Raw genomic sequence first — 19,829 nt, forward strand, 5'->3', positions numbered from 1 at the left:
TCGCGGGGGACGACCTCCGGGTACCGTCGTGCACGGCAGGGCGGGGTCTGGTGGAGTTCCGGTCACAAGCGGGGGTTCGCAGCCGAAGGACATCACTAGAAGCACATCACCAGGAGCACATCACCGAGGAGAACTGACGTGCCGTGGCCTTGTGCCGCGGGGGGAGCACAGGGGGAACCAATGAGTGTGTACACTGCCGGTCCGACGGCGGCCGCACATGCAGCTTCGCAGACCGACTCGACGACAGCCGCGACGACAGCAGAACGCGGCAGCAGCTCGGTCAGCCTGGTCGTCCCGGCCCGGAACGAGGCCGCCAACATCGCGTGGGTGCTCAGCCGCATCCCCGACTGCGTCGACGAGGTGATCCTGGTCGACGGCGAGTCGACCGACTCCACCCTGGAGACGGCGCGTGCCGTCCTCCCCTCGCTGCGGGTCGTCCCGCAGCAGGGCGCGGGCAAGGGGAACGCCCTGCGGACCGGTTTCCTCGCCGCCAAGGGCGAGTACATCGTGATGATCGACGCCGACGGGTCGATGTCGCCGCGGGAGATCCCCCGCTACGTCCACTTCCTGGAGAACGGCTACGACTACGTCAAGGGCTCCCGCTTCATGGGCGGGGGCGGCTCGCTGGACATCACCGCGCTGCGCCGGATGGGCAACAAGGCGCTGCTGGCGCTGGTCAACGTGATGTACCAGAGCACCCTCACCGATCTCTGCTACGGCTTCGTGGCCTTCAACCGCAAGGTGCTGGACCAGCTCGACCTGCGCTCCTCCGGATTCGAGATCGAGACGGAGATGACCGTGCGGGCCCTGCTCGCGGGTCTGCGGGTGGCCGAGGTCCCGGCGCTGGAACTGCCGCGCCGCACCGGGCAGTCCAACCTGCGCACCTTCTACGACGGCCACCGCGTCCTGAAGACCCTGCTGCGCGAGCACAGCGGTCGTGGTCTCGCCGACCCCCGGTTCGAGCCGGTGGAGGCTCTGCGGTGAGCGGCAGGCTCGTGCTCGACCCGGCCCGGGCCCCGATCGAGGTCGTCGACCTCGATCTGCCCGCGGCCGGCGCAGCGCCGCGGCTGTGCCGGGCCGGGACCGCCGAACCGGCACGGCCGACAGGCTCGGTGCTGGCGCTGGTCCGCAGCGCCGGACGTCCGGTCGGCCTGGTGCGGGCCGACCTCGGACCGCACGGCGGTGATGGAGACGCGGATCCGGCGGCCGTGCTCGCGGTGCTGGCGCACCGTCAACTCGGTGCAGTGATAGCCAAGTCGGCCGAACAGGCCGATACATCCGATCCGGAGCCGCCGCAGCCGCTGGTCACCGTGGTGATCGCGACCAGGGAGCGGCCGGAGCTGCTGGCCCGCTGCCTGGAGTCGCTGGCCGTCCAGCGCTACCCGCGCTTCGAGACCGTCGTCGTCGACAACGCGCCCGTGACCGACGCCACCCGGGAGCTGGTCAAGGAGCGCTTCGCCGACTCGGTCCGCTACGTCCGGGAGCCGCTGCGCGGTCTGGCGTCGGCGCACAACGCGGGCGTGGCGGCGGCCCTCGGCGAGATCACCGCCTTCACCGACGACGATGTGGTGATCGACCCGGGCTGGCTGGACGCACTGGTCGCGGGGTTCGCGGACCCGGAGGTCGGCTGTGTCACCGGCCTGATCCTGCCAGCCGCGCTGCGCACCGCGACCCAGGTGCTGCTGGAGGCGCACGGCGGCTTCGGCAAGGGCTTCAGCGCCCGTCGCTACCAGGTCGCCGAACCGCCCGCCGACCAGCCGCTGTTCCCGTTCACCGCGGGCCGCCTCGGCTCGGGGGCCAACATGGCCTTCCGCACCGAGGTGCTGCGCCGGCTCGGCGGCTTCGACGCGGCGGTCGGCACCGGCACCCCCGCGAAGGGCGGCGACGACCTGCTCTCCTTCTTCCGCGCCGTGGTGCACGGCCACGCCCTGCTCTACCAGCCGGAGGCGCTGGTCTGGCACCACCACCGCGACCGGGTCGAGGATCTGGACGCCCAGGCCTTCGGCTACGGCGCCGGACTGGGCGCCTACCTCGCCGCCGTCGTCGTCAACGAACCCCGGATGCTCCCCGCACTGCTGCGCCGGGTGCCCGGAGGGGTGCGCCACGCGATCTCCCACACCGGAGCCGCCGCCACACCGGCCGACTGGCCCGCGCGGCTGATCCGGCTCCAGCGCCGGGGGATGCTCTACGGCCCCATCGGCTACCTTCGCAGCCGACGCCTCGTCAGGAAGGCGCAACGCGATGTCCGTTGAGACCAGGGCCGAACCCCTGCAGGGACCTTCCGGCAACCGGGCCGAACCGCTCCACGTCGTCCTGCGGAGACTGGTCGCCGCGGTGGACGCCGAGCAGGCGCTGCCGGCCTACCTGCACGCCGCCGGGGCCTCGCAGATCGTCGCCGACCGGCTGCAGGGCACGGTGGTGCGCCCCCGGCTGCTGGCTGCCGCCGGCACCGCGGCCCGCGGCAGGACCGGTCTGGCCGCCTGGCACGTCCTGCTCAGGGATCTCACCGTGGTCCTCGCCGAGGCCGCCGTCAGCGGCACCGAACAGGAGACGATCGCGATCCTGCTCAGCGTCCGCAGCACGATCGACGGGCTGCGCCGCGGTATGAGCGGCCTGGCCGCGAGGTGGCACTCCGGTGCGCTGATCCGCCTGCCCACGGGGTTCGAGAAGCACGGACTGGGTCCGCAGGACGCGCTCGCGCTGGCCGACGGCTTCGCGGGGCTGCGCCCCGACCGGGACCGGCCGCTGCTGGTGCTCGGGCTGCGCTCGTCCGGTGCGTACCTCGCGCCGCTGGTGGCCGCTGCTCTGGGACGGCTCGACTACCGCCATGTAGTCACCAGGACCACCCGGGCCGGTGGTCCGCTGCTGCCCGAGGAGCCCGGACTGCCCGAGGCGGTACGACGGGTCGGCGGCCTGGTGCTGCCGGTCGGCGCCCCGCCGCGCACCGGGAGCAGCCTGGCGACCGTCGTCGCCACGCTGGCCGGGATCGGCTTCGCGGCCGGTCGCATCCTCCCGGTCTACCCGGCGCTCGACGAGGGGGACCGTCCACCGGTGATGCTGCACGGCCACACCGTGGTGGCGCTGCCCGCGTCGCGCTGGGCGCACCGGAAAGGCAGAGACGAAGGATGAGGAGCTGAATGAGCATGCTGCGCCGGCCGGAGCGGCAGTCCGTGGAGCCCCGCCCGGGGAGACGCTTCCTGGGCGGGGACCCGCTGCTGCGCAACGGCGCCCTGCTCACCCTCGCCTCGCTGTCGACCTCGGCGCTCGGCGCCGGGTACTGGTCACTGGCGGGGCTGCGCTACGACGTCGCCACGGTCGGACGCAACTACTCGGCGATCTCGATGATGATGTTCCTGGCCGGGGTCTCCCAACTGAACCTGGCCGACGTGCTGGTTCGGTTCACCCCGGCCGCCGGACGCGCCACCCGCCGACTGATCCTGCTGGCCTACCTCGCGGCGGTCTGCACGGCGCTGGTCGCCTCGGTGGGCTTCGTGCTGGCCGCGCCCAGGCTCTCGCCCGGGCTGTCGTTCCTCCACGGCCCGCTGCTGGGAACGGTGTTCGTGGTGGCCACCGTCAGCTACACGGTCTTCTCGCTCCAGGACGGGGCGCTGACCGGGCTGCGCCGCGCCGGCTGGGTGCTGGCCGAGAACGCCCTGTTCTCGGTGGCGAAACTGGTGGCCGTGCTGCTGCTCAGCCTGGCCGCGGCGGTGTACGGGATCCTGGCCTCCTGGACGCTCGCCCTGCTGGTGTCGCTGGTCTTCACCAATGTGTACCTCTTCGGGTTCGCGCTGCCGGCCAGGGACCGCGCCGATGCGGCCGTCGAACCGGGTGAGGCGGTCGAACCAGTAGGACCGGCCGGCCCTCGGCCCGCCGATGAGAGCACCCGGGGCGTGGTCCGCTACACCGGGCTCACCTATGTGGGCGGGCTGCTCTGGCTCGCGGTCTCCAACCTTCCCCAGGTGCTGATCCTCAACACCATGGGCGCCAGGGACAGCGCCTACTTCTCCATCAGCTGGGTGATCACCACCATGCTCTACGTGGTGAGCACCAATATGGGCTCCTCGCTGGTGGTCGAGTCGGCCGGCGACCCGGAGCGGCTCGGCCAGGCGGTACGCAAGGTGCTGCGCAGCACCGGTGTGCTGCTGCTCGGCGCGATCGTCCTGCTGATCCTGGCCGCGCCGCTGGTGCTGCGGCTGTTCGGCCCCGACTACCCCCGGCACGCCACCACCCTGCTGCGACTGCTCGCGCTCTCGGCCCTGCCCAACCTGGTCACCGCGACGGCGCTGGCCTCGTTCCGGGTGCACCGCCGGCTGGGCCTGTTCGTGCTGGTGTACGCGGTGCTGTGCGCCGGGATCTTCGGGCTGTGCATCGTGCTGGTGCACCGGATGGGGCTGGCCGGCATGGGTCTGGCCTACCTGCTGGCGCAACTCGCCGTGGCCGGGACGCTGCTGGTGTTCCGCGGCGGCTGGATGCCGGAACCATCGGCGCCGGCGCCGGCACCGGCGCCCGAGAGCATGGAGACGGCGGAGGGGGCCAAGCGATGAGTGCGCGGACGGGCACGGCCGGGGCGCGGATCCCGGCGGCGGAGCGGATCCCGGTGCTGCTGTACCACGCGGTGACGGACGATCCGCCGGGCTGGATCGCGCCGCTGACGGTACGTCCGTCGGTGTTCGCGGCGCAGCTGGACGCCATCGTGGACAGCGGCCGCACTCCGCTCACGGCCACCGGCCTGGCGGACGCGCTGGCCGGCCGCCGGTCCCTGCCCGAGCGTCCCGTGGTGATCACCATCGACGACGGCTTCGCCGACCTGCCGCGCTCCACCGCGCCCGAGCTGGCGCGGCGCGGGCTCACCGCGACCGCCTACCTCACCACCGGCGCCATCGGGCTGCACGGGACGGACAGCGGCTGCCTGCTGCCCGAGGCAGCGATGATGACGGTGGATCAGGTGAAGGAGACCGCCGACCACGGCATCGAGATCGGCGCGCACACGATCACCCACCCGCAGCTGGACACCCTTCCCCGAGCCGCGGTGCGGCGTGAACTGACGGTGCCCAAGGCCGCTTTGGAGGACCTGCTGGGCCTGCCGGTGCCCGCCTTCGCCTATCCGCACGGCTACAGCAGCCGATCGGTGCGGCGCCTGGTGCGGGCGGCCGGCTACAGCTCGGCGACGGCGGTCAGGGACGCACTCAGCTCCACCCGGGACGAGCCCTACCGGATCGCCAGGATCATGCTGCGGGCCGACGACACCGCGGCGGACGTCGAGGCCTGGCTGCGCGGCGCCTCGGCGCCGGTCGCCCCCTACCCGGACCAGCTGCGGACGGTCGGCTGGCGCTGGTACCGGCGCGGCCGACGGCTGGTCCGGGGAACCCGCTTCGCCGGCTGAGCTGGCGGAGTGCTGAGCTAATGGAGTAACGGTTGGTGGAAGTAGGGGTCCTGACCGGCCGCGGCGAAGCCGGCCAGGGCCGGGGCCCGGTCCAGGGACAGGTCGCAGTCGGGCCCCGGCACACTGGAGTCCCACTGCACCACAGCCCGCACACCCGGCAGTTGCTGCCGCACCACCTGCGGCACCTGCTGGTACCACTGCTGTTGTGCGCCCGGGCGGGCCGGGTCGGCGGCCGTGCCGTACTCGGCCAGCATCAGCGGTTTGGTCGCGGAGATGTTCGTCCGCAGCCAGGTGTAGCTGGGCAGTTGGGTCTGCGCGAAGCTCTCCCAGGTGGGGACGGACTTGCAGCGGTAGTAGTTGTACTGGTCGTAGCCGATCCAGTCGACATAGGAGTCGCCCGGGTAGAGCGCCTTCATCAGCGCCTGGTGCGGCGGGTAGCCGGTCACGGTCCAGACCCAGATCGCGTTGGTGACCCCGAGCTGCTGGAACCGGTCGTGCAGGTGCCGGTAGGCGGCCACGAACTGGGCCGGGGTCCCGTCCGCCGGGGTGCGGGCGTCCATCTCCTGGTCGAAGGCCAGCAGCACCGGCCTGCCGTAGGCCTTGATCCGCTCGGCCTGCGGGTCGACGACCGTGGCGTCGTAGTCCCCTGCGGCGATCTTCGCCCAGCCCAGGTGCTGGTTCGGGGTCTGCCCGGTGTCGTCCCAGACGTCGGACTCCCAGGAGAGCATCAGCATCCGGCTCGCGCCGAGCGACTGCTCGTCGGCGGTGAGCAGCTGGCCGTCGGTGCCGGTGCCCATGTCGTGGTAGGTGTACACGAGGTCGAGCCGGCGGCCGATCTTCTGCTCGAAGGACCGCACCGCCGCGGCCTCCCCCTGGGACCCCGGCGGGACGTAGGCGCCCCACCAGGCCCCGCACGGGGGCACCAGCAGCCGGGACGCGGCGCAGGACGATCCGTTGCCGTCGCGCAGCGTCTGGGCCAGCAGCAGCGACAGCAGGAGCAGCAGCGCGACCACGCCCGCGAGAACTCTGGGGGACTGGAGCAGCGCCCGGGTCGGCGGCCTGCTCACCCGGTGTCCACCGGTGCGGCCCTGGTCGGCAGCAGGGCGGTGACCGTGGTGAGTGTCGCGAGGACGATCAGGGTGTGTGATCCGGTGAAGCGGCTCGCCAGCATCAGCGCCGTCGCGCTGACCACCAGCGCCGACAGGCCGGTCATGACCACCAGCAGCCCGGCCTCGGCCGCCCCGCCCCGGGTGGGACGCAGCGCCCGGAGCGCCGCCGCCCCCGGGCAGAGCAGGACGAAGAGCAGCACCACGGCGATCCGCAGCGGCGCGTCCCGGGGGACCTGGTCCACGCACAGCAGCGTCAGCCATCCGGAGCCCGCCAGCAGCAGCCGGTACGGGCTCAGCACGTCGGCGAGCATGCCTCTCATCGGTTCACCGCCCCGGTCGGCACATAGGCGTAGACCTTGCCGTCGCTGTTCTGCAGGAGCAGCCGGAACGAGGGCGAGGCCGCGACGGAGGCTTCGATCCTGGCGTAGCTGCCCGGCGGCAGCAGCCCCTGCATGGTGACGTCGGACTCCTGGGCCCGGCTGAACAGCAGATAGGCGTGGCCTTTGGGGCCGGTCCAGGCCATGCCCCTGGCGATGTAGCCGGCCGGGTCGGCGAGCAGCGAGGGGAGCGGGATGCCGGTGTCGTTGGCGAGCCACCAGTAGGCGTAGTGGTCGTAACCCGCGTAGGCGTCGGGGAAGTCGCTGTCGGGGGCGACGATGTAGGAGCCGGGCGGGGCCTGCGCGATCATGGCGTCGACCAGGTCGACCTCGGCCCGGGGGAAGTAGGCGAGCCGGTCCTTGCCGGTGTAGCTGGGCACGAACACGGTGGCGAGCAGGCCCAGGACGGTGAGCGTGACCGCGGCCGCGAGCAGCGGCCGGGCCCGTCCGGGCCGCCACTCGGTGGCCGTCGCGGCCACGGTTGCTGAGGCACCGTCATCCGCTTTCGCGACCGCCTCGGGCCGGCGCCGCAGGGCCGCCGCGGCGAAGAACGAGAGCCCGGGGAGCGCGAACATGAAGACCCGGAAGATCATCTCCCCACCGTAGGAGTTGGCCACCACCAGCGGCATCGGCGAGACCGCGACCAGGATCAGCGGCAGCGCGGTCCGGCGCAGCGAGGGGTGCCGCAGCACGCCGACGACGGCCAGTCCGGCGACCGCCCCGGACAGGCCCCGGTCCATCCAGGAGACGATGACCGGTCCGGTCCCGGTGGGCGTGGTGCCGTACCCGGCCTGGGAGTTGGCCAGCAGATTGCCGAAGGTCTGCTCCATGGCCGGGAGTTGGAGTCTGAAGAAGGACAGCGCCGAGGTGGCGTCCCAAGCGGCCGGGATCAGCAGCGCCAGCGCGACCAGCCACCAGTTGCGGTAGCGGCGGGTCAGCAACAGCACCATCAGCCCCACCGCCAGGACCACCGGGGTCAGTTGGTGCGACATGGCGACCGCGGCGACCGGCAGCACCAGCAGCAGCAGCCAGACCAGCCGTTCCCGCCGGGGCAGTTGCGCCCGGGGCGGGGCGCCCAGCGGGTAGCCGGCGTCGGCGGCGCCGTGCCGTCCCGGCGGTGCGGTCCTGGCCAGGTTGCGCAGCGCCAGCGCCAGCACGCCGAGGTAGAGCACAAAGGCGAAGGCCTGCGGGGAGAAGTAGTCCTGGCCCACCCAGTTGCCCAGGTAGAAGATCCACACCGCGGTCCACACCAGCCGCCGGTCCCGGCTGAACACCTGGAGCAGCAGCACCAGCGGGACCAGCAGCAGCAGACTGGAGACGAAGGGGGCCCAGGCGGCGTAGGACAGCGCCCCGCGCAGGCCCAGCAGCTTCACCAGGGCGGTGTTGCCGGCGAAGAACCCGGCCCACTGGTCGTAGGGGGCCATCGCGGCCAGCCGGTTGCTGAGGTCCAGATGGCCGCCGTTGGCGCTGAGCCGGTCGATGATGTCGATGTGCTTCCAGGCCCAGGCGTACAGCGGACCCGGATAGACCAGGGCCTGGGTGGCGCGCTGCAGCAGGAGCAGGGCGACGGTGTAGCAGGCGGGCCACAGCGCGCTGCGCGAGGGCCGGTGCAGGGCGACGGTGAAGCCCAGGACGAGCAGCCCCAGTGCCGTCCAGAAGCTCCAGGGGAGCACGGCAGCCAGGCCGAAGCCGCCGAGGTCGCCGACCCTGGCCCTGGTGGTGGGGATCGAGTACCCCCACAGCGCGAGTGCGGCCGCCAGCGGCAGCGCGACCACCAGCTGGCGGGCCAGCTGACGCCGTGTCACAGTGCGGGCGGTGCCGGTGAGATAGCCGAGCCCGGTGAGCAGGACGCCGAGGACGATCGCGGCCAGGGTGCGCAGCGGCGGGGTTCCGCCGCCCGGGGGCAGGGCCCGTCCCACCGCCCTGGGGATCGTACTGCGCAGATAGGCCCGCTCGGAGGAGAGCGCGGCCCGGGCGCCGGCCATCCGGCTGACCGCCGCCTTGGACTGGCCCTCCCGCCAGCAGCGCGAGGCGAAGTAGCGCCAGGTGCCGCGCACCGCGCCGACATGGTGGTGCACCACCGCCTCCGGACGGTAGAGGATCACCCCGTCCGGGTAGCGGTGGCCGACCCGGATGCACAGCTCGGTCTCCTCGCAGCCCAGCGGCAGCGACCCGGTCCGGCCCAGGTCGCTGCTGAAGCCGCCGACCGCGTCGAATGCCTCACGGCGCAGCGACATATTGGCGCCGATCATGTTCCTGATCGGCGCGGGCTGTTCCGGCAGCCCGGTGTACGAGCAGCCCACCACCCAGTCGAACTCGCGCGGGAACCAGCCGGGCCGCCCGGCCTCCCAGTAGGGTTCGATCCCCCCGCCGACCCCCAGCACCGCCGGATCGGCGTAGCCGGCCATCAGTTCGGCCGTCCAGTCGGTGTCGGCGACCGCGTCGTCGTCCAGGAAGGCCACGATGTCGCCGCAGGCCCGGGCGATCCCGGTGTTCCGGGCCCCCGACAGGCCGGGACGGCCCTCGCTGGGGACGACCTCGACGTCGGGGAACGTCTCGGCGGCCCGCCGCTGGAGTTCGGTGTTGTGGTCAGTCACCAGGACCACCTGCTGCGCCGGCCGGACCTGGTCGCGCAGCGACTGCAGCGAGGCCGACATCACCTCCCAGCGGTCCAGCGTGTAGGCGCACACCACGACGGTCAACGTCAGTGCGTCCGTGTCGACCTGGGCGCCGGGTGCCCCGTCGTCCGTGGTCGTCGTGGTCGCTGGGCTTTCCGGTCGTTCCGCAGTTTCCGCGCTGAAGTCCTGCATCGATCGCGTCGTCCCCCCACAGGCCGCGTCATCCCCCGTACACCAGCATACGGAGCGGGACCGTCGGGAACGACCCGCTCGTCGAGGCTGTCGGATATCTTGTCAGTTTCCTGCGGTCGGGACCGCTGGGGCAGCGGTTAGTCTGACTATATGTCAGATAATCTTGTGGCTGCGGCCGGGGCCGGCCCGCTGGCAGGCGTGAGGGTCGCCGAACTGGGCGGCATCGGTCCCGTCCCGTTCTGCGGCATGCTGCTGGGCGACCTCGGGGCCGAGGTCGTCCGGATCGACCGGCCGGCCGCCGCCGGACGCCCCAGCCCCTTCCCGGTGCTGCACCGCAACCGGCGCTCGCTGGCCGTGGACCTCAAGCAGCCGCAGGGCGTCGACACCGTCCTGCGGCTGATCGAGGGCTGCGATGCGGTACTGGAGGGCTTCCGCCCCGGGACGGTGGAACGGCTGGGGCTCGGCCCCGACGCCTGCCTGGCCCGCAATCCCCGGCTGGTCTACGGCCGGATGACCGGCTGGGGCCAGACCGGACCGCTGGCGCGGCAGCCGGGGCACGACATCAACTACATCGCCCAGGCCGGGGCGCTGCACACCTTCGGTCCCGCCGACGGCGATCCGGTGCCCCCGCTCAACCTGGTCGGCGACTTCGGCGGCGGCGGGATGCTGCTCGCGCTCGGGGTGCTCGGCGGCGTGCTCAGCGCCCGGACCACCGGACGCGGCCAGGTCGTCGACGCGGCCATGACCGACGGGACGGCGCTGCAGCTGGCGATGGTGTACGGCTTCCTGGCGCAGGGCCGCTGGGAGGACCGCCGGGGCGCCAACCTGCTCGACGGCGGCGCGCCCTACTACGGGGTGTACCGCTGCGCCGACGGTGGGCATGTCGCGGTGGGCGCGATCGAGGGCCCCTTCTATGCCGCGCTGCTGCGGGTGCTGGGCCTGACCGACGACCCCGACTTCACCCGGCAGCAGGACCGGGCCGCCTGGCCGGTCATGCGGCGGCGGCTGGAACAGGTCTTCGCGGGCCGTCCGCGCGACGCCTGGGCCCGGGCCTTCGAGGGCCAGGGCGCCTGTGTGACCGCGGTGCTCTCCCTGGCCGAGGCCCCGGACGATCCGCACAACACCGCCAGGGGCACCTACCGCACCGGACCCGGCGGCGTCCCCGAACCCGCTCCGGCCCCCCGCTTCAGCGCCACGCCCGCGCCCGAGCCTGCGGCGGCCGTCCCGGTGGGGGCCGACACCGACCGGGTCCTCGCCGGGCTGGGACTTCCTGCAGAGGAGATCGCCGCGCTCAGGGAGAAGGGGATCGTGGGCTGACCGGTGGCCTGACCGGTGGCCGGGTCGGCTAGCTGCCGGCCGCCGCGGTCTTCGCCTGCTCGTACAGGCTCTGCACGGAGCTGTCGAACACGGCCGCGTAGGAGACGTCGTCGGTGTCGCCGCCCTGCTCGTAGCCGCCGATGACCCCGATCAGGGTGCCCGACCCGGTGCTCGCGTCGTAGTTCTCCAGCCAGCCGCTGCCGCTGGTGCCGCCGGGGTAGCCGGTGCAGTCGACCTGGAGCTGGGTGGAGCTGTAGGCGGTGCTCGCACAGGTGCCGCTGATCGCTTTGTCGGTGTCCGAGGGGTAGCCGGTGATCTGCACGGTGGTGTTGGTGACCCCGCTGGTGTCCAGGCTGTAGGCACCGACCACGGACTGCAGGCTCTTGCCGTTCAGCGGCTCCACGACCGCGAACGCCACGTCGTCGTCCTCGGACTGGTTGCTGGTCCAGGCTGAGCTCTCGATCACGTCGGTGATCTTCCACTCCCCGTACGGCGCGGTGCCGTCGTGGTAGCCAGGGACAAAAGTCGCGCCGCTGCCAGTGCCACTGCTGAGGCAGTGTGCCGCGGTGACGATCAGATCGCCGAGCGGGCTGTCCACCACGCTGGCCGTGCAGCTGTGGCCGTCCGAGATGCTGCCGGTGAAGATCGCACCGACCTGGCTGGGCTGCTCGCTGCTGGTCAGCGTGACGGACTGGCCGGTGGTGGTGATCGGCGCGGCGGCGGTGGACTTGCTCGCACTGGCGGACGCCGCCGCCTTGGTCGCGGACTTGCTCGCCGAGGCACTCGCCGTCTTGCTCGCACTCTCCGTCGTGCCGGTACTCGCACTCGCACTCGCACTCGCACTCGCGGTCGCTGTCGCCGCGACCCGCTTGGCCGTGTCGATGGACCGCAGCAGACTGACGCTCGCGCCCGCCGTCCCCGTCGTCGCGACGACGAGTCCGCCGCCGACCATGATCCCAGCGGTGATCCCCAGCAGGATCCGCCGTCGGGATCTGCGCCCGGAACGGGTCCGGGCGAAACGACTTCCTGGATCGGCGTTTTGCATGGGCTGCTCCTTACCTCGGTGGCGGAATCGACACCTACGGGGAGGAATCGCACCGGACAACACCACCCGATGCTGCGGCGCGGTACTGAGACGGCTGTGTGAACAAAGTGAGAACTCTCTGATGGTCACGGAAGCTCTGGACAATTACCTCTCCTAAAGAGCTAAAATCCAGGTATGGCCGAGCGCGATCAGGCAAAGGAAGCGAACGAGCTCGCAGAGCTCCTCGTCGGCGTCCAGCGGCTGATGCGCCGCAGGCTGCGGCAGGACCTCACCGGCGCCCGGCTGCCCGGCGCGCAGGTGGAGCTGCTGCGACTGGTACGGGGCCGGCCGGGCATCGGTGTCGCCGCGGCGGCCAGGGAACTGCACCTCGCCGGGAACTCGGTCTCCACCCTGGTCAACCAGCTGGTGGCGGCCGGCTACCTGGAGCGGGAGGCGGACCCCAGGGACCGCAGGGCCGCGCGGCTGACCGTCACCGAGGCGGCGCAGCAGCGGATGGGGGAGTGGGACGCCCGGCGCAGCGAACTGGTCCGCCGGCACGTCGCCGGCCTCCCGGAGGAGGACCGGGACGCCCTGGCCGCGGCACTGCCGGCGCTGCGCAGGCTCACCGAAGGACTGCACAACGAGCTGGAGGGGACATGACCGTACAGCTGCCCGAGAACTCACCCACCGACGAGGCCGGCGCGGAGGTCAGGGACGCCGCAGCCGTCCGCTGCACCGGCCTGGAGTACGCCTTCGGGAGCACCAAGGCGGTGGACAACCTGGACCTGACCGTGCACGCCGGTGAGGTCTTCGGCCTGCTCGGACCCAACGGGGCCGGCAAGACCACGGCGATCCGGGCCATCACCACGCTGCTCCCGGTGCCGACCGGGATGATCACCGTCTTCGGGCACGACACCGCCAAGGACCGGATGGCGGTCCGCCGCCTGCTCGGCTACGTGCCCCAGCAGCTGTCCGCCGACGGTGATCTGACGGGGCGTGAGAACGTCTCGCTGTTCGCCAGGGTCTACGACGTTCCGCGTCGCGAACGTGGCCCGCGGGTGGCCGAGGCGCTGGAGGCGGTCGCCCTCACCGACGCCGCCGACCGCCTCGCCGGGTCCTACTCCGGCGGCATGGTCCGCCGCCTGGAACTTGCTCAGGCGCTGGTCAGCGCCCCGCGCCTGCTGATCCTGGACGAGCCCACCATCGGTCTCGACCCGATCGCGCGCACCAGCGTCTGGGACCGGATCGACGAGATCCGGCACGCCACCGGGATGACCGTCCTGGTCACCACCCACTACATGGACGAGGCCGAGCAGTACTGCGACCGGGTCGCACTGATGCACCGCGGCCGGATCCGCGCCCTCGGCACCCCCGAGCAGCTCAAGGCCGACCTGTCCGGGGAACTGGAGGCGCCCACCCTGGAGGACGTCTTCCGCCACCACGCCGGCCAGGGCCTCCATGGCGGCTCGTCCGCCGACAGCAGCGACGGAGAGGATTTCCGCGATGTCCGCCGTACCCGCCGTACCGCCAGCCGTGTCGGCTGAGGCCCCCGCCGAGCCCGCCTCCGCCGGACCGGGCTTCTCGCTGTCGCTGCTGCTGGTGCCGCCGCGGCCGCGCACCGGCTGGCAGCTGATACCGGCCAGGGTCCTGGCCATGTGCATCGTGGAGCTGCAGAAGCTGCGCCACGACCGCACCGAGCTCTACACCCGGGCGGTGCAGCCCGCGCTCTGGCTGCTGATCTTCGGCGAGACCTTCACCCGCATCCACGCCATCCCCACCAGCGGCGTCCCCTACCTGGACTTCCTGGCGCCCGGGATCATCGCCCAGTCCGCGATGTTCATCGCCATCTTCTACGGCATCCAGATCATCTGGGAGCGCGACGCCGGAGTCCTCACCAAGCTGCTGGTCACCCCGACGCCGCGGACCGCCCTGGTCACCGGCAAGGCCTTCGCGGCCGGGGTGAAGTCGGTGATCCAGGCGCTGGTAGTGATCGTCTTCGCGGCGATCCTGGGCGTCGGGATGACCTGGAATCCGCTGAAACTGCTCGGCGTCGTGCTGGTGGTCGTCCTTGGCGGGGCCTTCTTCTCCTGCCTGTCGGTGACCATCGCCGGCATCGTCCTCACCCGGGACCGGCTGATGGGGATCGGCCAGGCCATCACCATGCCGCTGTTCTTCAGCTCCAGCGCGCTCTACCCGGTCAGCATCATGCCCGGCTGGCTGCAGGCGGTCAGCAGGGCCAACCCGCTCAGCTACCAGGTGGACGCGCTGCGCGGACTGCTGCTCGGCAGCCCGGCGCACCTCGGCACGGACATCGCCGTCCTGGTCGTCGCCGCAGTGCTCGGCATCGTGGCGGCCTCCGCCCTGCTGGGCCGGCTCGCCAAGTAGGGAGCTAGCGGGGTCGCTCCTCGTGATCGGGCGCATCCCGGTCGTGACCCGCGTCGTTCCAGCGCGGATCGTCCCAGCGGGGGTCGTCCCACCAGTCGTCGTCGCGGTCCCTGGAGTTGGCCAGGACCGCAGCGACGGGCGGGATGACCATCGCGACCACGCACATGGCGATCGCCGCGCCGACCGAGTAGAAGCGCACGACTCCCCACGCCATGACGAACAGCCCGATGCAGGCGCCCATCATGACGAAGTAGCGGACGTGGCGCCGGTGAGCCTGCACATGTCCAGGTTACGACCGGAGCAGCGGCGATGCGACGATCCGACGGACGGCGTTGCGGCGCCGCGGCGCGCCGGGGGCGTGGCTGCTGCCGGTGCGCCCCGGATCGGACGTACGGTGTGACGATCAGTCGAACCGGCGAGCGGAACGGGGTGCCCAGGCGTGGCGGAGACCAGGCTCAAGAAGAAGCCCTACGAGCGTGAACTCTTCCGACTCCAGACCGAACTGGTCGTCCTTCAGGAGTGGGTGCGCAGCACCGGCGCCCGTGTGGTCGTGGTCTTCGAGGGCCGCGACGCCGCGGGGAAGGGCGGTGCGATCAAGCGGGTCACCGAGTACCTCAGCCCCCGTGTCGCGCGGGTCACCGCCCTGCCCGCGCCCACGGAGCGGCAGCGCACCCAGTGGTACTTCCAGCGCTACATCGAGCACCTGCCGGCGGCCGGGGAGATCGTCCTGTTCGACCGCAGCTGGTACAACCGCGCCGGGGTCGAGCGGGTGATGGGCTTCTGCACCGCGGACGAGTACCACCGCTTTCTGCACCAGTGCCCGATCTTCGAGCGGGGGCTCGCCGAGGAGGGCATCTATCTGCTCAAGTACTGGTTCTCGGTCAGCCTGGAGGAGCAGGAGCGCCGCTTCCGGGACCGCCGCGACGACCCGATGCGCCGCTGGAAGCTCTCCCCGATGGACCTGGAGTCCATCACCCGTTGGGAGGACTACTCGCGCGCCAAGGACGAGATGTTCGTCCACACCGACATCCCCGAGGCCCGCTGGCACGTGGTGGAGAGCGACGACAAGCGCAGCGCGCGGATCAACATGATCTCCCACCTGCTCTCCGCGATCCCCTACGAGGAGATCCCGACCGAGCCGATCGCGTTCCCCGAGCGCCCGCCCTCCCGCGGATACCAGCGCCCCCCGCGCGACGAGCAGCACTACGTCCCGGACATCGCGGCCGGCCTGGGCAAGAAGGACCGGTGAGCCGGCCCGCGGACTGTGGGCGGTAGCGGCGCCTCGATATTTACTAAGGCAGCTTGATAAGCTAGCTTTAGTATATGAGTGACGAGCTGGACACTGACGGGATCGCCGCAGCCCTGTTCGCGAGCGTCAGCCTGCTGGTGAGACGGATCCGCCAGGTTCCCACCGCGGGCGGCCTCGCCATGCCCGAGCGGCAGGCGCTGTCGCAGCTGGACCGCGGCGGTCCTGCCACCTCCTCGGAGCTGGCCCGACAGGCGCAGATCACCGCGCAGGCGATGGGTGCGACCCTCGGCGCACTGCAGGCACGCGGCCTGGTCGAACGGCGCCCGGATCCCGAGGACGGCAGACGGGTGATCCTGACCGTGACCGACGCCGGTCTGCAGGAACTGAGGAACAAGCGCAATGCCCGGGCCGAACTGCTCTCCCGGGCCCTCAGCGGCACGTTCACGCCGGCGGAGCTGGAGCAGCTCGCAGCGGCCGCACCGCTGCTGGAGCGGCTGGCCCAGAACATCTGACGTGCCCGGAAGACCGAGGAAGTGACCACCGATGACTGTTCCCGCGGTGACGCATGCCGCACAGCGCCCGGCCGGTGACCGCTACAAGTGGACGGCACTGACGAACACCACCGCCGCGGTCTTCATGTCCGCGCTGGACGGCTCGATCGTGCTGATCGCGCTGCCGGCGATCTTCCGGGGTGTGCATCTGGACCCGCTGGCGCCGGGCAACATCGCCTACCTGCTGTGGATGATCATGGGGTACCGGCTGGTGCAGGCCGTCCTGGTGGTCACCGTGGGCCGCCTGGGAGACATGTTCGGCCGGGTCCGGATCTACAACGCCGGCTTCGCGGTGTTCACCTTCGCCTCGATCCTGCTGTCCTTCGACCCCTTCGACGGCGGCCACGGAGCGATGTGGCTGATCGGCTGGCGGGTGCTGCAGGCCGTCGGCGGGTCGATGCTGATGGCGAACTCGGCCGCGATCCTGACCGACGCCTTCCCCAAGGAGCAGCGCGGCTTCGCCCTGGGCATCAACCAGGTCGCGGGGCTGGGCGGGATGTTCATCGGCCTGGTCGCCGGCGGGCTGCTGGCGGCCTGGGACTGGCGGGCGGTGTTCTGGGTGAACGTGCCCGTCGGCGTCTTCTTCACGGTCTGGGCCTACCGCACCCTGCGCGAGACCGGCAGGCGCGATGGCGGCGGGATCGACTGGTGGGGCAACCTCACCTTCGCGGTGGGCCTGAGCGCGGTCCTGATCGCGGTCACCTTCGGCCTGCAGCCCTACGGCGGACACACCATGGGCTGGACCAACCCCCTGGTCGACGGGCTGATCGTCGGCGGTCTCGCGCTGCTCGCGGCGTTCGTGGCCATCGAGAACCGGGTCGCCGCTCCGATGATCCAGCTCAGCCTGTTCCGCCTGCGGGCTTTCACCTTCGGCAACCTGGCGGGCCTGGCCATCTCGATCGGCCGCGGTGGGATGCAGTTCGTCCTGATCATCTGGCTGCAGGGCATCTGGCTGCCGCTGCACGGCTACGACTACAGCGACACACCGCTGTGGGCCGGCATCTTCATGCTGCCGCTGACCGCCGGGTTCCTCGCCGCCGGACCCGTCTCCGGGTACCTGTCCGACCGGATCGGCTCCCGGGGCCTGGCCACCGGCGGCGCGCTGCTCTTCGGCGCCAGTTTCCTGGGCCTGATGCTGCTGCCGATCGACTTCAGCTACTGGATCTTCGCGGTGCTCATCGCACTGAACGGGATAGCCAGCGGGATGTTCGCCTCGCCCAACTCCTCCTCGATCATGGGCAGTGTCCCGGCCCGGCTGCGCGGCGTCGCCTCCGGGATGCGGGCCACCTTCCAGAACTCCGGCACCGCCGTCTCGATCGGTGTGTTCTTCTCCCTCATGATCGCCGGTCTGGCGAGCAACCTCCCGCACACACTCACCAACGGCCTGCAGCAGCAGGGCGTGCCGGCCCAGGTCGCCACCCAGGTCGGCAGCCTGCCCCCGGTCTCGTCCCTGTTCGCCGCCCAACTGGGCGTCAACCCGGTCCAGCACCTGCTCCAACCCAGCGGCGTGCTGGCCCACCTGACGGCAGCACGGCAACAGGCCCTGACCGGACGCGAGTTCTTCCCGAACCTGATCTCCGGACCCTTCCACTCCGGCCTGGTCGTCGTGTTCGCCTTCGGCGCCGGCCTCGCGCTGCTGGCCGCGATCGCCTCCGTACTGCGCGGCACCAACCCCGCCCCGGCTCCGAACCTGCCGACCGAAGAAACCATCGCCGATGTGCAGCACTGCAACAACAGCGTCGACTGACGCGCCGTCACACCCGGCCCCGACAGCGGAATCCCGCTGACATCCAGAGAAAGAGCACCATGGCACTGACAACGATCGACCCCACGTCCGTACTGATCGTGATCGACCTGCAAAAGGGAATCGTCCCGATCCTGAGGGACGTTCCCGACGCCGCTCCGGTGGTACAGCGTGCGGCGCAGTTGGCGACCGCCTTCCGCCGACGCGGCCTGCCGGTGGTCCTGGTCAACGTCACCGGGCGGGCACCGGGACGTACTGACGCCGACCGGTCCGGCGGAGGCCGCGCAGGCGGTGCTGCGTTCCCGCCCGGCTGGTCCGAACTCGTCGACGAGCTCGATGTGCAGCCGACCGATCACCTGATCACCAAGCGGCGGCGCAACGCGTTCCACGACACCGGGCTCGACACGCTCCTGCGCGACCTGGGCGTCACCCAGGTCGTCCTCGCCGGCGTCTCGACCAGCAGCGGCGTCGAGTCGACCGCACGCGCGGCCTACGACTACGGCTACCACGTCGTCCTGGCGACCGACGCCATGACCGACCCCGACGCCGACGCGCACCGCCACAGCATCGAGCACATCTTCCCCAAGACAGGCGAAACCGCCACCACGGCTGAGATCACCAACATGGTCGAGGGGGCGCGATGAGTCTGCTGGGTCGAATCCTGAGCAGCCGCAGAGCGGGTGAGGTCCACGCCGCATGGAACCTGCCGCAGCTGCAGGGCCCCGACCTGCTCGGTGTGACGAGCCGTCACTTCGTGGACGGCGGCCCGATACCGCTGGAGCACTGCGCCAAGCCCATCGGCGGCCGGAACCTGTCCCCGCACCTCGCCTGGAGCCCGCCGCCGGCCGGCACCGCGCAGTTGCTGCTGGTCGTCGAGGACATCGACGTGCCGCTGTCCAGGCCCGCCGTGCACTGCCTGGCCCTGATCGATCCGGCGGTGGAACACCTCGACTCCGGCGCCCTCGCCGCTCGGCAGCCCGCAGCCGGGGTACAGGTCTGCCGCTCCACCATCGGCCGCGGATACCAGGGCCCCGCACCCATCAAGGGCCACGGCCCCCACCACTACACCTTCCAGCTGTTCGCCCTCGCCGGCGCCGTGGGCAGCGCCCCCGATGGCCCCGCACCCGACCGGGCACGGCCCCGCGCCCTGCTCTCCGCCATCGCCGCTCCCGTCCTGGCCCGAGGCCGACTGACCGGCATCTTCGAACGCTGACCACCCGGGACCGAACCAGCTCTACTGGGAACCCGCAGTCTGCACCCAGTAGAGCTGCTTGTGGCCGCGGGACTCGAACTCCTCGGCGGCGGCCTCGGCCTCGGCGTGCTCCGTGAAGCGGGCCACGACGTAGCGGTTGCCGTTGTCGTCCTGGCGCATCAGCACGAAGGCGGCCGGTCCCGGTTCCCCGGCAGGCGCGTGCGCCTCGATCCGGGTGAGGTGGCGGACGTTGTCGCGGTCGTCGGGTTGCTGGCTGGGCTCGCCGTCGAACCAGGCGTCGAGGATCTCCGTCAGCAGCGCGGCGGAGGTCAGCCGCAGGCTCAGGGCCAGCACATTGGCGTCGTTCCAGCGGCGGGCGCCGCCGGCCGTGTAGGCGTCGGTGCACAGTGCCGCCCGCACCCCGGGCACCTTGTTGGCGGCGATGGACGCCCCCGTCCCGGTCCAGCAGCACACCACGGCCTGCTCGGCCCGGCCCTCGGCCACGTCCCGCGCCGCGGCCTCGCTGGAGTAGGCCCAGTCGTCCCGTTCGTCGGGACGCAACGCGCCGTGCGGGACCACGGAGTGGCCCCGCCGCTCCAGTTCACCCGCCAGCAGCCGGGCCACGCCCTCGTCCATGTCCGAGGAGACGGAGATTCGCATGGCCCGACTTTACGTGCTGGGGAGCGGT

At 71.6% G+C, this 19,829-nt stretch carries 19 protein-coding genes and 1 pseudogene; 14 read left to right on the top strand and 6 right to left on the bottom strand.

What is annotated here, in order from left to right; translation table 11 throughout:
- The first annotated feature begins 180 nt into the window (after positions 1–180).
- Genes ABH941_RS34230 through ABH941_RS34250 form a run of 5 tightly spaced genes read left to right on the top strand, consistent with a single transcriptional unit; the run spans position 181 to position 5,383 of the window.
- Entirely contained in the window at positions 181–984 is an 804-nt protein-coding gene (locus tag ABH941_RS34230) for a glycosyltransferase family 2 protein (protein WP_370133609.1), read from the top strand.
- A complete protein-coding gene (locus ABH941_RS34235; RefSeq protein ID WP_370133611.1) occupies positions 981–2,252 on the top strand; it encodes a glycosyltransferase in 1,272 nt (423 codons plus the stop codon). The genes ABH941_RS34230 and ABH941_RS34235 overlap by 4 nt, the downstream gene beginning before the upstream one ends.
- Positions 2,242–3,129, top strand: coding sequence for a hypothetical protein (locus ABH941_RS34240; RefSeq protein WP_370133613.1), 888 nt, complete (start codon positions 2,242–2,244; stop codon positions 3,127–3,129). Before ABH941_RS34235 ends, ABH941_RS34240 begins: the two co-directional genes overlap by 11 nt.
- A gap of 8 nt (positions 3,130–3,137) precedes the next feature.
- Positions 3,138–4,544, top strand: a complete 1,407-nt coding sequence (locus ABH941_RS34245; protein ID WP_370133615.1) for a lipopolysaccharide biosynthesis protein — start codon at positions 3,138–3,140, stop codon at positions 4,542–4,544.
- Positions 4,541–5,383: a polysaccharide deacetylase family protein gene (locus tag ABH941_RS34250; protein WP_370133618.1), complete on the top strand. Its 843-nt coding sequence runs from the start codon at positions 4,541–4,543 to the stop codon at positions 5,381–5,383. Before ABH941_RS34245 ends, ABH941_RS34250 begins: the two co-directional genes overlap by 4 nt.
- Positions 5,384–5,400: 17 nt before the next feature.
- Here ABH941_RS34250 and ABH941_RS34255 read toward each other — a convergent pair whose 3' ends face one another.
- The 3 genes from ABH941_RS34255 to ABH941_RS34265 are packed head-to-tail and all read right to left on the bottom strand — an operon-like array spanning position 5,401 to position 9,679.
- A complete protein-coding gene (locus tag ABH941_RS34255) occupies positions 5,401–6,450 on the bottom strand; it encodes a glycoside hydrolase family 26 protein (protein ID WP_370133620.1) in 1,050 nt (349 codons plus the stop codon).
- Positions 6,447–6,812, bottom strand: a complete 366-nt coding sequence (locus ABH941_RS34260) for a hypothetical protein (protein ID WP_370133623.1) — start codon at positions 6,810–6,812, stop codon at positions 6,447–6,449. The genes ABH941_RS34255 and ABH941_RS34260 overlap by 4 nt, the downstream gene beginning before the upstream one ends.
- Positions 6,809–9,679, bottom strand: coding sequence for a glycosyltransferase (locus tag ABH941_RS34265; RefSeq protein ID WP_370133626.1), 2,871 nt, complete (start codon positions 9,677–9,679; stop codon positions 6,809–6,811). Before ABH941_RS34265 ends, ABH941_RS34260 begins: the two co-directional genes overlap by 4 nt.
- 150 nt (positions 9,680–9,829) lie before the next feature.
- On the opposite strand from ABH941_RS34265, the gene ABH941_RS34270 reads away from it, so the two are divergent.
- A complete protein-coding gene (locus tag ABH941_RS34270) occupies positions 9,830–10,996 on the top strand; it encodes a CaiB/BaiF CoA transferase family protein (protein WP_370133629.1) in 1,167 nt (388 codons plus the stop codon).
- Between the two features lie 28 nt (positions 10,997–11,024).
- Here the strand turns inward: ABH941_RS34270 and ABH941_RS34275 are convergent, their stop codons facing one another.
- Positions 11,025–12,041, bottom strand: a complete 1,017-nt coding sequence (locus ABH941_RS34275) for a serine protease (protein ID WP_370133630.1) — start codon at positions 12,039–12,041, stop codon at positions 11,025–11,027.
- 174 nt (positions 12,042–12,215) lie between these two features.
- Here ABH941_RS34275 and ABH941_RS34280 point away from each other — a divergent pair, with 174 nt between their 5' ends.
- From ABH941_RS34280 to ABH941_RS34290, 3 genes are read left to right on the top strand one after another with little or no spacing between them, the layout of a single operon-like run.
- Positions 12,216–12,680, top strand: a complete 465-nt coding sequence (locus ABH941_RS34280; protein WP_370133633.1) for a MarR family winged helix-turn-helix transcriptional regulator — start codon at positions 12,216–12,218, stop codon at positions 12,678–12,680.
- Positions 12,677–13,564, top strand: a complete 888-nt coding sequence (locus ABH941_RS34285) for an ABC transporter ATP-binding protein (protein WP_370133635.1) — start codon at positions 12,677–12,679, stop codon at positions 13,562–13,564. The genes ABH941_RS34280 and ABH941_RS34285 overlap by 4 nt, the downstream gene beginning before the upstream one ends.
- Positions 13,524–14,405, top strand: a complete 882-nt coding sequence (locus tag ABH941_RS34290) for an ABC transporter permease (RefSeq protein ID WP_370133638.1) — start codon at positions 13,524–13,526, stop codon at positions 14,403–14,405. Before ABH941_RS34285 ends, ABH941_RS34290 begins: the two co-directional genes overlap by 41 nt.
- Positions 14,406–14,409: 4 nt before the next feature.
- Here ABH941_RS34290 and ABH941_RS34295 read toward each other — a convergent pair whose 3' ends face one another.
- A complete protein-coding gene (locus ABH941_RS34295; protein WP_370133641.1) occupies positions 14,410–14,685 on the bottom strand; it encodes a DUF3099 domain-containing protein in 276 nt (91 codons plus the stop codon).
- 159 nt (positions 14,686–14,844) lie between these two features.
- On the opposite strand from ABH941_RS34295, the gene ppk2 reads away from it, so the two are divergent.
- The 5 genes from ppk2 to ABH941_RS34320 all read left to right on the top strand — a co-directional run bounded on the left by ppk2 (position 14,845) and on the right by ABH941_RS34320 (position 19,162).
- Positions 14,845–15,654: a polyphosphate kinase 2 gene (gene ppk2 / locus ABH941_RS34300; RefSeq protein ID WP_370133644.1), complete on the top strand. Its 810-nt coding sequence runs from the start codon at positions 14,845–14,847 to the stop codon at positions 15,652–15,654.
- Between the two features lie 74 nt (positions 15,655–15,728).
- A complete protein-coding gene (locus ABH941_RS34305) occupies positions 15,729–16,166 on the top strand; it encodes a MarR family winged helix-turn-helix transcriptional regulator (RefSeq protein WP_370133647.1) in 438 nt (145 codons plus the stop codon).
- Between the two features lie 31 nt (positions 16,167–16,197).
- A complete protein-coding gene (locus tag ABH941_RS34310; protein ID WP_370133650.1) occupies positions 16,198–17,952 on the top strand; it encodes an MFS transporter in 1,755 nt (584 codons plus the stop codon).
- Between the two features lie 59 nt (positions 17,953–18,011).
- The gene (locus ABH941_RS34315; RefSeq protein WP_370133653.1) at positions 18,012–18,593 is read left to right on the top strand and encodes an isochorismatase family protein; all 582 of its coding nucleotides are present in this window, start codon (positions 18,012–18,014) and stop codon (positions 18,591–18,593) included.
- On the top strand, positions 18,590–19,162 hold the full coding sequence (locus tag ABH941_RS34320; protein WP_370133655.1) for a YbhB/YbcL family Raf kinase inhibitor-like protein: 573 nt from the start codon (positions 18,590–18,592) through the stop codon (positions 19,160–19,162). The genes ABH941_RS34315 and ABH941_RS34320 overlap by 4 nt, the downstream gene beginning before the upstream one ends.
- 204 nt (positions 19,163–19,366) lie before the next feature.
- Here the strand turns inward: ABH941_RS34320 and ABH941_RS34325 are convergent.
- Positions 19,367–19,801: pseudogene (locus ABH941_RS34325) on the bottom strand (RpiB/LacA/LacB family sugar-phosphate isomerase); the annotation flags it as partial.
- Positions 19,802–19,829: the final 28 nt, after the last annotated feature.

Source organism: Streptacidiphilus sp. EB103A, assembly GCF_041261405.1.
Classification (GTDB): Bacteria; Actinomycetota; Actinomycetes; order Streptomycetales; family Streptomycetaceae; genus Streptacidiphilus.